General features: G+C 36.1%; 9 protein-coding genes and 3 pseudogenes. 10 read left to right on the top strand and 2 right to left on the bottom strand.

Going from position 1 to position 12,995, the window contains the following annotated elements:
* The first annotated feature begins 201 nt into the window (after nt 1-201).
* The 4 genes from AC01GB_RS00200 to AC01GB_RS00185 all read left to right on the top strand — a co-directional run bounded on the left by AC01GB_RS00200 (nt 202) and on the right by AC01GB_RS00185 (nt 3,889).
* A complete protein-coding gene (locus tag AC01GB_RS00200) occupies nt 202-1,725 on the top strand; it encodes a T6SS phospholipase effector Tle1-like catalytic domain-containing protein (protein WP_474449704.1) in 1,524 nt (507 codons plus the stop codon).
* Nucleotides 1,726-2,121: 396 nt separating this feature from the next.
* Nucleotides 2,122-2,877: an antA/AntB antirepressor family protein gene (locus tag AC01GB_RS00195; protein ID WP_474449702.1), complete on the top strand. Its 756-nt coding sequence runs from the start codon at nt 2,122-2,124 to the stop codon at nt 2,875-2,877.
* Between the two features lie 27 nt (nt 2,878-2,904).
* Nucleotides 2,905-3,147, top strand: a complete 243-nt coding sequence (locus AC01GB_RS00190; RefSeq protein WP_474449701.1) for a hypothetical protein — start codon at nt 2,905-2,907, stop codon at nt 3,145-3,147.
* A gap of 223 nt (nt 3,148-3,370) precedes the next feature.
* Nucleotides 3,371-3,889: an excisionase gene (locus AC01GB_RS00185; protein WP_474449700.1), complete on the top strand. Its 519-nt coding sequence runs from the start codon at nt 3,371-3,373 to the stop codon at nt 3,887-3,889.
* A gap of 1,000 nt (nt 3,890-4,889) precedes the next feature.
* Here AC01GB_RS00185 and AC01GB_RS00180 read toward each other — a convergent pair.
* Both AC01GB_RS00180 and AC01GB_RS00175 read right to left on the bottom strand, forming a co-directional pair.
* Nucleotides 4,890-5,468, bottom strand: coding sequence for an efflux RND transporter periplasmic adaptor subunit (locus AC01GB_RS00180; RefSeq protein WP_474449698.1), 579 nt, complete (start codon nt 5,466-5,468; stop codon nt 4,890-4,892).
* Between the two features lie 23 nt (nt 5,469-5,491).
* A pseudogene (locus AC01GB_RS00175) lies at nt 5,492-7,153 on the bottom strand (DUF2813 domain-containing protein).
* A gap of 200 nt (nt 7,154-7,353) precedes the next feature.
* Here AC01GB_RS00175 and AC01GB_RS00170 point away from each other — a divergent pair.
* The 6 genes and pseudogenes from AC01GB_RS00170 to artM all read left to right on the top strand — a co-directional run bounded on the left by AC01GB_RS00170 (nt 7,354) and on the right by artM (nt 12,743).
* Nucleotides 7,354-8,251 (top strand): annotated as a pseudogene (locus AC01GB_RS00170) (LysO family transporter).
* Nucleotides 8,252-8,303: 52 nt separating this feature from the next.
* Nucleotides 8,304-9,700, top strand: a pseudogene (locus tag AC01GB_RS00165) (DUF2867 domain-containing protein).
* A 136-nt stretch (nt 9,701-9,836) separates the two neighbouring features.
* Nucleotides 9,837-10,574 (top strand): arginine ABC transporter ATP-binding protein ArtP, encoded by a 738-nt coding sequence (artP, locus tag AC01GB_RS00160; RefSeq protein ID WP_474449697.1) that lies wholly within the window; start codon nt 9,837-9,839, stop codon nt 10,572-10,574.
* Between the two features lie 10 nt (nt 10,575-10,584).
* Entirely contained in the window at nt 10,585-11,328 is a 744-nt protein-coding gene (gene artJ / locus AC01GB_RS00155; protein ID WP_474449696.1) for an arginine ABC transporter substrate-binding protein, read from the top strand.
* Nucleotides 11,329-11,340: 12 nt separating this feature from the next.
* Nucleotides 11,341-12,081: an arginine ABC transporter permease ArtQ gene (gene artQ / locus AC01GB_RS00150; protein WP_474449707.1), complete on the top strand. Its 741-nt coding sequence runs from the start codon at nt 11,341-11,343 to the stop codon at nt 12,079-12,081.
* Nucleotides 12,078-12,743 (top strand): arginine ABC transporter permease ArtM, encoded by a 666-nt coding sequence (gene artM, locus AC01GB_RS00145; RefSeq protein WP_474449695.1) that lies wholly within the window; start codon nt 12,078-12,080, stop codon nt 12,741-12,743. The genes artQ and artM overlap by 4 nt, the downstream gene beginning before the upstream one ends.
* Nucleotides 12,744-12,995 lie beyond the last annotated feature (252 nt).

Raw genomic sequence — 12,995 nt, 5'->3', positions numbered from 1 at the left:
CACCCGAATTTTTAGGTATTGAGCTATAGGGAACACTTTATAATTAATACCGCAATTTTTTAGTTAATTATCTAATTGATCTGCTTAGATTTAAAAAAAATTATTCATCACACTATTTATTTTATCTGAAAAATATGGCTAGCATAGGGAGCTACTATTTCATTTTCCAAAATAATTTTACTTTAAAAATAAAGGTATCTCATGAAAAAATTAAAAATAGGTGTATTTTTTGATGGTACAGGAAATAATGCATACAATACTAAAAAAGACATTCCTGAATCCGAAAAATATTTTACTAAAAGTACAAATAAACTAAACGAATATGAAACTGATGATCAAATTACTAATGATTCATTTTTAAAGCAATTAAATGAAGAGTTCAAGTTACCGAGAACCTATTCAAGTACTGAAAGAAGCAGTAATGATAGCGATTACACTAATATTTGGTATCTTTATCAAAGCTACAAAACGGGAAGTGTTAATGCAGATACTCATCAAATAAAAGTTTATGTCGAAGGTGTTGGAACAAGAAAAGGACATGATGACGATTACGTGACCATAGCTTTAGCATGGAGTCCATTTTTCTTTCTCCATAAAACTGGATGTCTTAACAAAGTTAATGATGCTATCAAACAAATAAGGGAAGAATTAAAAAGCTATTTTAAAAAATATCCTTCGTTAGTATTTGATGATATTGAATTCTATATTTTTGGATTTAGTCGAGGAGCTACAACAGCACGCCACTTTTCAAATATGATAAAGAAAAAAAACAAAGATATTATTCATTTATTTAAAGAAATTTCCAAACATTATACAAGCATATCTCAAAAACCTACAGGATCTATTGAAATGCTTGGCATTTTTGATAGTGTTGCGGCCGTTTTAGCTTTATCTCAAGGTAGCTTTAATGTACATGATTCTAAAACAGGTAGTATCGATATCACCCTTAACAAGGACATAGCCAATTACATATTCCATATCACCGCTGGACATGAAATACGCTATAATTTTTCCCTTAACGGAACATCTCCAAACTATAATCATGAACTTAAATTTCCTGGTGTTCATGCTGATATAGGAGGTAGCTACCGTGACAAAACGGATGAACATTTTTTTCTGTCTCAACCTTTATATAGTGAAGTTCATGAAAGTATAAAAAATGAAGACACTGATTCATTTAAAAAAACAAAGGAAAAATTTGATGAACTAATGAAACATCCTCATTGGGGGAAAATTCTCTCTCTATGCGCTATTGAAATCAAAAGTTGGCAAAAAAAAATGAGTGGTCCTTTTGTTCTATATGGTAATGCCATATTTATAAAACGTTATAATATTCGCACAGGAATAAATGTCATTGCATTTCAGACAATGCGGTATTATGCAAACAAAATTGGTCTTGCTTTTTCATCCTTAGAAGATACTGAATATTCAAGTATAGAGAGAATTCCAGACAATTTAAAAAAACTTAATGAAAATGCAAAATTACAAGTCGATAAAATGTTTAAAGGAGAAACTGTGGAAAGTTTAATTGACAACATTACCGCGGAATTAGGGAATAAATATATTCATTCTTCTCATTTTTGGGATGAAAACCCTTCAAAATATATAGCCTCACAACACAGTTTTTTAGATACAATAACACTGAATCTTTTACTAAGTAACCGTCCTACAGATGATAACATTCGAACAGAATTTGATTCTTACGGTAAGACTCTTGTAGAATAGCGGGTTTCAGGAAATCCTTGCTACTAAAATGGAAGCAGCAACAAGCGAACGAGTGTGAATAATAACTAGTAGTGGTAGGCTTCACAGGCAAAAACTGCTGCCTTCAAAGAAGCCTACATTACTGAATTCAACCGCATTGAAGCTCAACTGAGCAATTCTATCGCTGTAATCGGAACAACGAACAAGGTTATGCTCACCCTACTCCTTAATGGGGCACTCCTTATTCATGACAACTAATATGTTGCATCACTCGATACCCTATTCGAAATTGGCCATCGAGCAGGTTATATGATTATCCATAAAAGATGAGCTAATTAAAAAACTCTCTGAATAACTGACCAATTCCACTTAATAACATCAATACTCATTCATCAATTAACATTGAGGAACTTCTGTATGCAAAATTTAATCAACATCGAAACAAAAAACATCAACGGCGAATTAATCCAGGCGGTTAATGCTCGTAATTTACATGCGTTCCTTGAAGTCGGGAAAGATTTTACCACATGGATAAAAGACCGTATTAACCAATATGGATTTGTTGAAAATCAGGACTACATAATTGTAGAAAATTTGAGCTCCCCAAAATCGGGGAGTGCAAAATCTCGCCAACGTCCGATGAGAGACTACCATATTTCCTTCGATATGGCGAAAGAACTTTCGATGGTTGAACGTAACAAAAAAGGGAAACAGGCAAGACAGTATTTTATTGAATGCGAAAGACGGATTTTACAGCCGTCATTACCGGGTAATTACATCGAAGCATTAGAAGCCCTGGTTATCTCTGAAAAGGAAAAATCGGTTATTACTGACCAAAGAGATGAAGCACTTCGGACAAAATCACAAATCAGTCGCACTCGTGAAGCTTCTGCAATGGGCAAACTTAGTGTGGCTACGCGTAAAAATAGAGAACTTACCGAACGACTAGGAGAAAGTGTTCAACATGCCACCATCACAGCCGTAAAGAATGCCACAGGGAAAGAATATAAGTTTGCTCCACTTCGTAGATGGTGTCGTGAGAACCAGGTGGAAGCGACCGAAGTACCGGATATTCGCTATGGTCAGGTTAAGTCATGGCCTGCTGAATCATGGCTACATATATACGGTATCAATCTGAAATCGTTATTTGCTAACAGTAAAAGTCTTCACTAAAAATTATTCAATAACCGGAAAAACTGTATGAATAACATCCATGAATACAAAACAACGTTACATCATGTAAAAGCTGGTATACAGGTTATTTATCATGGTGAGATGATGAAAATAATTAGATTGAAGGAGAAAAAATTAACAAACAAGAGGTTGATATATCAATTTGATACCGATGGAGAAAGTAAAACATTAACCGGAAATGGCGGCAAGAAAATCACTGTATTAGAAAAAATAGACGACTTGCATAAAAGTAAAAGCTGGTATGTTTAGGAGATGAAGTGAAGTATGACCTGATACTCCCAGACCCACCCTGGCAATACCAAAACAAAGCATCAAACGGCGCAGCAAATAAATCCTAATACTCTTCCCCACAAATCATATGCCCTGACCTAACAAAGCACGAAGATAAACTTTTCGCTCTTCGTTATTGGTTTTCTGTGGGGCAATGAAGCGCCTGAGAATAGTGTGAGTTTTTGAATGAGGATAAATAAACATGATTACTTTAGCGGAATGGAACGCTCGAAGGGACAGGCCACGCCGAATGGATACCGTCAGAATTTGGGCAAGAAATGGACTAATTCAGCCCCCACCCATCAAGGACGGTAGAGAATACCTTGTCGAAGAATACGCCGTCAAAGTCAACAGTCTTAACGAAATTAGCCATCAGAGTTTGTTATTACGAAGGATAGGTCATGACCAGAACCAGAAAAATAAAAAATCGGGATTTGCCCCTAACCTGTACAAAAGAAACGGGTATTATTCCTATAGAGACCCGCGTACACGGAAAGAATACGGTTTGGGTAGAAACAAAGCCTATGCAATTAACGAGGCTATCAGTGCGAATCAGTTATTGCTCAATACAGACAAGGTAAAGCCTTTGACAGAAAGGATTGATGGACAAGGAACTGTCTATTTTCATGAATTTTTAGATAGATATGAAGAAATATTGAAAACAAGAGGATTAAGAGAAAAAACATTAAAAGATTATCAAGCAAAGAATAGGCGTAATTAGAAAAGGATTTCTAGATACGCCTATTCAAAACATAACAACAAAAAATATTGCGGATTTTCTACATCCTATTTATTCAATGAAGGAAAAACAGCAACAGCAAAATTATTGAGCAGCATCATTAATTGATTATTTTAAAGAGGCATTAGCAATGCGGTTTAGTGCAATTAAACCCTGCTGTAGCTAACAAAAACTCCAAAAATTAAAATTCAAAGAGCAAGATTATCCCTCAGACGATTTTAATGCTATTTTAAACTTTAATCAATGACGATAATCATTGGTTAACGCATCGCTATGAAATTTGCTTTAGTTACCGGTCAGCGGGTATCTGATATCTCAAAAATGAAATGGCAAGATATTCATGATGATAAGTTATGGATTAGTTCAACAAAAAACTGGGGCTAAAATAGCAATATTTCTTTAAAAGTTGAAACTAATACGGTATTAAAGCTGTCAGACTACTATTAAAAATTAACAAAAACTAATTCAGAATATATTATCAATGATTCTGATAAATAAGGTTTCAGGAGAAAAAATATCAAAAGGATTTGCCAAGGTAAGAAATCATAACTAAATTGTTATGGAATAGGTGAGCCACCCACTTTTCATGAAATTAGAAGTTTATCTGCCAGACTCTACACTGAAAAAATGGGTAGCGGATTTGTTCGTAAAGTTGCTTGGATCATAAGTCGGCCGCAATGACAGCTAAATATCAAGATGATAGAAACAATAGTTGGATTGAGCTTTGATTTTTAGTGAATGAATGGTGAATTATAGTGATGATATTGTTTTATTATATTGATTTTAAATAATAAATTATTGTGGCAACTAAAAGCATGATATATAGTTGGCGCTTCTTGAGAAACGATTACCGTTTGTCCCTACAACGTTTTAATGTTAGTGACAATCCCACTTAATGGCGCAGTAAGATGGGTATATTTCAAATTAGTTTTAGCTGTATTTAACGAGGCTTGATTACGATTAATTTAGGCAATATAAATTTTTACCCGCGCTTTTTTAACCTCACATCAGTTTTAACTCGATCAAACTCCTGCCGAGAAATAGCCTGATGCTTTACCAAATCGACATAGCGCTGATAAGTCATTTCTGCTAACTTCAATTCAGCCCGCGCTAAGGCCAAATTAGCTTGATGTTCACGCAGCGTCTCCTCTGATTCTTTAACAACATTTTGCGCCTTTTGCGGATCGATTACCGCTAACAAATCCCCTTTTTTTACCATATCCCCCTCATTTACATAAAGGGTCTGTAACTGGCCACTAACCTGGGCGCCAACATCTACCTTACTCAACGCGTCCAGCTTACCCGTGGCAAGTACATGTTTTTCGATATTTCCTCTGATAACAGCGACAGTTTGATAATTTATTTTTTGGGGGAAATGAATTATATAAAACATCACAGCGGTGATGATAATAATTAATATCAACATCAGAAAAATTAATAAACGCTTTTTTTGATTGGGAAGAAATTTCATACTAAAAATACTTTTTTTAATATGGAATAGGTTAAAAACCGTATAAGAGCCACTACTGCCTCGACTAAAACCAGCAGAAAAATGCCACAATATTTTTATTGCTTACCTGTTTACTAAGATTGCCCTCTGGCTAGCCATGCAACACGTGAAAACATATGGCGCAGCAACGAAGGAATTGAATTAACGCCTTTTTCTGCCGCTCTATTGGCGACTTCAATTGCTAAATCAGGTTTAGAAGTTCGATGAATTGCTTTAATAATGACACGACGCGGTAATATTTTACCATTATCAGGAATAGCGGCAATCTGATGATAAATATCGCTGAAACCTTCACGGTAAAGGAAATGCTCCATATCTGACTCAGGTAATATAGTTAGTCTATCTCGAGGAGTATCATTGATTCTTTCAGCATAAGCAATTGCTGAATCAGCATACTGTTTTCCTGCATTATCGCCATCAACCAAAGTATGCCACTCAATCCCCATACTATTAGCAAACTTTAATAATGGTTTAAGACCGCATTGCGCAAACTCAATGACTTTAACACCTTCTGACTCAAAATGATAATTACATTGGCGTGCTAATTCATTCATCAACCAGATTTAGGTCTCACCTTCAACCAATAACCAGCAGCGTGCAAATAGTGCTGATGGGCGATTAATACGTATGTGAAATCAAAGACGACGCATATCCTCCAGTGATAATTTATTCGCCTTTAACCGATAAGCAACCACTCGATTTGAATTACGTACTAAGCGGCATATATTTTCCAATGGAACTTGTGAAAGCAATTCGCCTGAATTAGTTGAATTAATACGCTGCAATGAAAAAAGATTTAATAGTCGCCAAGCAACCGAAAGCATAATAGGATGTAAACGAGTTTTTGGATCTTCGATAATCAGAATAGGCCGAGCATCGCTATTTAGTTGAAAATCGCCCTGTAATTGTAAAAATGATGAAAAAAGTTGCCAAATAATTAACCGAATAGAATGCTGTTCCGGTTTACCGACTATGCGATTGATATCCTCCAGCACCCGCCAGCCTCTTCTATTAGGTGAGTGATAGGCAATATTTGACTGATGTGGTCGATTAAATAAGCGCATATTTTGTTCGGCAAAATAATAACCGAGCAACTGTTGGATTGCCACAAAGCCATCTTCAATCTCTTCATAAGACAATTTTGGTGATGCTTTTATTAATGCCTGGGTCAATTGTTTTAATTGGCTGGCAAATTTAACAGAGGGTTTTTTATAGTCAGCATCATAAGATTCAGCCGTTGTAGGGCGTAAAAAGCGGGCATCTCTTAGACGTAGTACGGGATATAGTCGAATAATCTGCTGGATATATTTGCTATTATCATTTAAAGCCAGCTTATTGCCGTCCTTATCTAAAAAACATCTTTCGGTAGCTACAATATTATTTTGTCGTTCAGCACTCACACGATAATAAACACGTGTATATTTATCATTGCCTTCAATCCATAATGCAGACAAGGACTTAAATCGACTAGCGTTGTGACTATTTGACTGGTTTTCACAAAAAACTAAAATAATTTGTAGATTATTGACTTGTTCATCTGTATCTACCAAGTAATGGAAATCATGTTGGCTAAATTGATATAACGGCTGCTTAGGTGATAATAAAATAGTCAGCGCATCTAACAAACTTGACTTACCCCAGGTATTTTCACCAATTAACACAGTATTATGATCTAAGGTCAATGAAAGCCGATTGATGCCGCGAAAACCAGAAATCTCGACTTGTTGCAAATACATTGGTTAACCTCTTTTTATGCCTATCAGCAATAGTTACTGGATTATCCTGTGAGCAAATGAATTACGTTTAAATATTATTCTATGATATTGCGCCTAGTTTGAGTCTGTTATAAAATATTTATCATTATTTTGCCTATCTTTTTCACATTATTTCCACAAAATCATCGCCATAAAAGCCTTAATTGTACTAAGGATGGACTATGTATTCAGGACTACTTATCATTCTTTTACCGTTAACACTAGGTTATCTATTTCGCTTCAAGAATAAGAAGATTTTAGCGCTTACTCATCGCCTATTAGGTGTGATGGTTTACATTATTTTATTTTTAATGGGCATCACTTTGACGTTATTGGATAATATTAGTACTCATCTTACTGCCATTTTTATCTATACCATGGTCTTCTTTTGCTGCACCTTTGCCGCTAACCTGATTGCTTTATTATTATTGGATAAACTTTTTCCATGGAAAATTGCGAAACGGGAAACCAATAAACCACTCTCTCGATTAAAAATGATTTTAAGTTCACTACCACTGTGTGGCGTGTTAATACTAGGTTTCCTGTTAGGATTAACAAAGTGCCCATTTTTATCCTATGCCAAACATGGTACTGAAATTACCCTTATCTGTTTATTATTATTGGTGGGTTGCCATCTTCGTAATAGTGGGATGTATCTTCGGCAAATTTTAATCAATTTCAGAGGCGCAACGATTGCGGTAATTGTTGCCACCAGCGCGCTACTTGGTGGTATTTTGGCGGCATTTTTATTAGGACTACCTACTAAAGTAGGTTTAGCGATTGCAGCCGGATACGGTTGGTATTCGCTAACCGGTATACTGCTTACCGACGCTTACGGGCCAGTCATTGGTAGTACCGCTTTCTTTAACGATCTAATACGTGAATTAGCGGCTATTATGCTTATTCCAATTATTATCAATCAATTTCGTTCTACTGCATTGGGGATTTGTGGCTCAACATCGATGGATTTTACGCTCCCCATATTACAATGTAGCGGGGGCGTCTATTGTACCTGCTGCCATTGTCCACGGTTTTGTACTAAGTCTATTGACGCCATTACTGATTGCCTTCTTCACCTAATAGACAACTAAATTTTCTGCCAACCACGCTGGTGCTAAATAGGTAACCAAATATGGGTAAAAAACGGATTTTAGTACTTGGTGCTAACGGTTATATTGGTCAAAATCTGATCCCAGCGTTAATCAAACAAGGACATATGATCACCGCAGCAACACGTCAACTTGATTGGGCTAGAGCACAAAATTAGCCAAATAATCAATGTTGTTATGTTGATCTACTCGCAGCCAAAACCTTAAACGATATTATGACAAATATTGATATCGTTTACTTTCTTGTGCACAGTATGGCAGCTAATAATAATCTTATTGAACAAGAATGCCTGGCTGCTCTTAATGTTAAAAATGTACTCAAGCACTCTCAAGTAAAACAAGTTATCTATTTAAGCGCACTACAAAACCATTGCTGTCATTCACAACATCTGATGGCACGTAAACTGACCGGAGAAATTCGGCACCAATTATTATTGGTGCGGGCTCCGCGCCTTATGAAATAATTCGGGATATGACTTACAACTTATTCATTCTCACTCCCCCACGTTGGGTAAGGTCAAAATCTTGCCATATTGCTTTAGAAAACATGCTTTACTATCTGACGCAATTGACAGCCCATCCAACTAATGAGCATCGTATACTTGATGCTGGTGGGCCGAAATATATTGATTATCAAACACTCTTCAAGCGCTTTATGCAGATAAGCGGTAAGTATCGACCACTTATCCCGCTACCTATCCCAATTAGATTAATTTTCATTCAATTCATTAGCCTAATAACGTCAGTCTCTCCCTCTATTACCAAAAGTTTAATTCAAGGGCTACAGCACAATCTGCCAGCTAATGATCAAGCGTTAAAACAGCTTATTCCGCAAAAATTGCTTAGCGTTGATGAAGCAATCAAACCAGCGTTTATTAACTCGCCTAATGCCATTAATAAAGCGGATTGGGGCTTAGATCCAATTCTAAAAACAAAATGGTGTGACAAATATAGTTATTATCCGAAAGATGCCGGTTTTACACTAACAACCCGCGCTACTAGCCGGACTATTTGGCAAATCGTGCAACAAATTGGTGGCAAAAGAGGATATTTCTACGCCAATATTTTATGGCAATTACGCGCCTTAATTGATGATTTAATGCTCAACAAAGTAAAATATGGCCGCCCTATACGTGAGGAATTATATTTAGGCGACATGATCGATAGCTGGAAAGTGATTAATATCAAACCCGGACATCAATTAACCCTATTATTTGGTATGAAAGCACCGGGACTAGGACGTTTAACTTTTACCATCAAGGATTATGGCAAATATCGAACGTTAGATGTCAGAGCATGGTGGTATGCTGCCGGTTTTTCAGGACTAATGTATTGGCTAATCATGAGCCCAATTCATCGTTTTATATTTAAGGGCATGGCTAAAAAAACCAATAAAACTGCATTAATAATATATAAATAACAATAAAAATTAGCTTAATAAAGCCAAAATTCCTTATAAAATATCAATATTAGTCTATTTGTAGAAATTACATATTGCATAACTATTTCATTAAGATTATCATTGTTTAACTTATTTATTTATTCATATTTTTAGCATGAGCATTCAATTAAAACAAATCAATTGCTTTTATGGTGAAGAGCAAGCCCTACACAATATCAATTTGACATGTGAAACGGGTGAAACGATGGTATTACTTGGCCCAAGCGGTGCTGGCAAAAGCTCATTATTACGTGTCTTCAATTTACTAGAGATGCCCCGTTCAGGCCAACTGAACATCGCTGGGTACCATTTTGATTTTTCACTCCAAACAAAAAAAAATGAAATCAGAGCGTTAAGACAAAAAGTGGGGATGGTATTTCAACAATATAACTTATGGCCACATTTGACCGTAATAGAAAATCTGATTGAAGCGCCTTGTTTAGTATTAGGTTTAACTAAGGCAGCAGCTAAAGAAAAAGCAGCAAATTTATTGCACCGTTTACGGTTAACCGAATCTGCTAATTGTTTCCCATTGCATCTTTCTGGAGGTCAGCAACAGCGAGTGGCAATTGCCAGAGCATTAATGATGGAGCCTGAAATACTGTTATTTGATGAACCAACAGCCGCTCTCGATCCTGAAATTACAAGCCAATTAGTTAATATTATACAAGAATTATCAAAAATGGGCATCACCCAACTGATAGTGACTCATGAAATTGATTTTGCCCGTAAAACAGCGAGCAAGATAGTTTATATGGAAAAAGGGGTAATTGTGGAGCAAGGCGATATTGATTGTTTCACTAGACCACAAACTCAAGGCTTGGAAAATTATCTATCCCATTCATCTCATTGAGAATAAACTAATGAAGAAATCACTGTTAGCTATTATCTTATGCAGCCTATCCATATCAGTGCTATCCTCACCAAAAGAGACGATACGCTTTGCAACTGAAGCAACATATGCCCCATTCGAATCAATTGATGCCAATAATAACATTGTCGGTTTTGATATTGATCTGGCCAATGCCATATGTAAAAAACTCAATGCCAACTGTACATTTACTCATCAATCTTTTGATAGCATAATCCCCAATTTGAAAATGCGTCGATTTGATGCTTTGATGGCTGGAATTGATATTACCCCAGAGCGGCAAAAACAAGTTGATTTTACTGATAGTTATTATAATAACTCAGCAACATTTATCGCAGAAAAAAATAAAATTAATAAAATATCATTATTAAAAGGTAAAAAAATTGGCGTGCAAAATGGAACCACCCATCAAAAATATATCATCCAACAGCATAAAGAGATGCAAGCTATCCCGTATGATAATTACCAAACTGCTATCCTCGATTTACAAAATGGCCGTATAGATGCTGTGTTTGGAGATACCTCTGTTACAACGGAATGGTTAAAAACAAAAGGTAACGAAAACCTTGCCGCCGTGGGCGAAACAATAACAGATGCAAATTATTTTGGTGTGGGTCTGGGTATTGCGGTACGCAAAGGAAACAAAGCGCTGCTAGATAAATTAAATAAAGCGATGGCACAATTAAAACAAGATGGCACCTATGATGCTATCTATCAAAAATGGTTGCAAAAATAGTCGATTATCGTGATGAATAATCTGTTGTTTCTAATAAATGCCGCCGGTTTGACGATTACTCTTGCTGGTATCGCTTTGATACTAGGGCTATTATTAGCCCTGTTATTTACTGCTTGGGAATCTGCTCGCTGGCGGCCTGTAGCCTTGCTTGGTTCTTGCTGGGTGACTTTAATTCGCGGATTACCTGAATTATTAGTTGTGCTGTTCGTTTACTATGGCACATTACAATTTATTATGTTGTTAGGTGACGGCATTAATATTAATTTCATTTTCTGGCAAACAACCTGGCAAGTCGATCCTGACTGGTTCTTCCCACAAAATAGTGAATTCGATTTTATCCCTTTTTTCTGTGGTGTTGTTGCTCTTGCTCTACTCTATGCCGCCTATGCATCGCAAACCTTAAGAGGCGCCCTAAAAGCGATACCATCCGGCCAATGGGAATCAGCTCATGCATTGGGTCTCAATCGAAATATTGCTTTCCTACGGCTTATTATGCCCCAAATGTGGCGTCATGCATTACCTGGCTTAGGCAATCAATGGCTGGTATTGCTAAAAGATACTGCATTGGTTTCACTGATTAGCGTAAATGACTTGATGTTGCAAACCAAAACGATTGTCAATCGTACTCATGAACCTTTTACTTGGTACTTAATTGTGGCATTAATCTACCTGGTTATCAGCCTGGTAAGTCAATTTATTTTACGACGCATTGAATTACGCACAACTCAGTTTGAACGGGGAGTCGCAAAATGATCGATTTAATCATGTCATTGCTGCCAGGCTTACCAACCAGTTTATCATTAACATTATGCGCGTTACTAATTGCCTTTTTGTTAGCACTATTTTTGACTATTATTTTATCGTTAAAAACAGCGATTTTTTCGGTTATTATTCAAGGCTATATTACGCTATTTACCGGCACTCCTTTGCTGGTTCAATTTTTTTTAATTTACTATGGACCCGGTCAATTTCCCGCACTAAAAGAGTACTCTGCATTATGGGCATTGATTTCTACTCCATGGGTTTGTGCCCTGTTAGCGTTAGCGCTTAATAGCGCTGCCTATTCCACCTTATTATTTCATGGTGCAGTAAAAGCAATTCCTAAAGCTAACTGGCAATCTTGTCAGGCGTTAGGTATGTCAAATTACCAAACCCTAAGAATTATTTTGCCTTACGCGCTTAAACGTGCACTTTCATCCTATTCTAATGAGGTGATCCTTATCTTTAAAAGCACTTCACTAGCAAGTACCATAACGCTATTAGAAATTATGGGATATAGCCAACAAATTTTTGGCCAAACTTATAATATCGATGTTTTTATTGCAGCGGAAATTATCTATTTATGCGTGAATGGCATTTTAACTTTATTAATGCGTTGGCTTGAACAATACACTTTATCTTTTGAAAAAATTTAACCAAATAAATCTAGCCTTCTAATAAAGAAAACTATATTTATGGTAATTTTTTAACTAATTACGCAAAGACTTGATGTGTTCAATGTGTGCTAATCTTTAACGTCTAAAATCTATAATATGTAAGATATCAATAACACTGAACACCACTTGATAAAAGTTTTTTTGTTTAATGTAATATAACCATCAAGAGACTGAGAGTTTTTACAATTAAAATAATCACTCCATTTTGTAAGATAGCAAACTACCCTAGCT

The sequence above is a fragment of the Candidatus Arsenophonus phytopathogenicus genome (genome assembly GCF_056113345.1).
This window is presented reverse-complemented; position numbering and strand designations above follow the sequence as displayed.

Bases quoted from the DNA above. Each gene is read 5' to 3' on its own strand.
- AC01GB_RS00200 (WP_474449704.1), top strand. From the start codon at position 202: ATGAAAAAATTAAAAATAGGTGTATTTTTTGATGGTACAGGAAATAAT.
- AC01GB_RS00195 (WP_474449702.1), top strand. From the start codon at position 2,122: ATGCAAAATTTAATCAACATCGAAACAAAAAACATCAACGGCGAATTA.
- AC01GB_RS00190 (WP_474449701.1), top strand. From the start codon at position 2,905: ATGAATAACATCCATGAATACAAAACAACGTTACATCATGTAAAAGCT.
- AC01GB_RS00185 (WP_474449700.1), top strand. From the start codon at position 3,371: ATGATTACTTTAGCGGAATGGAACGCTCGAAGGGACAGGCCACGCCGA.
- artP (WP_474449697.1), top strand. From the start codon at position 9,837: ATGAGCATTCAATTAAAACAAATCAATTGCTTTTATGGTGAAGAGCAA.
- artJ (WP_474449696.1), top strand. From the start codon at position 10,585: ATGAAGAAATCACTGTTAGCTATTATCTTATGCAGCCTATCCATATCA.
- artQ (WP_474449707.1), top strand. From the start codon at position 11,341: ATGAATAATCTGTTGTTTCTAATAAATGCCGCCGGTTTGACGATTACT.
- artM (WP_474449695.1), top strand. From the start codon at position 12,078: ATGATCGATTTAATCATGTCATTGCTGCCAGGCTTACCAACCAGTTTA.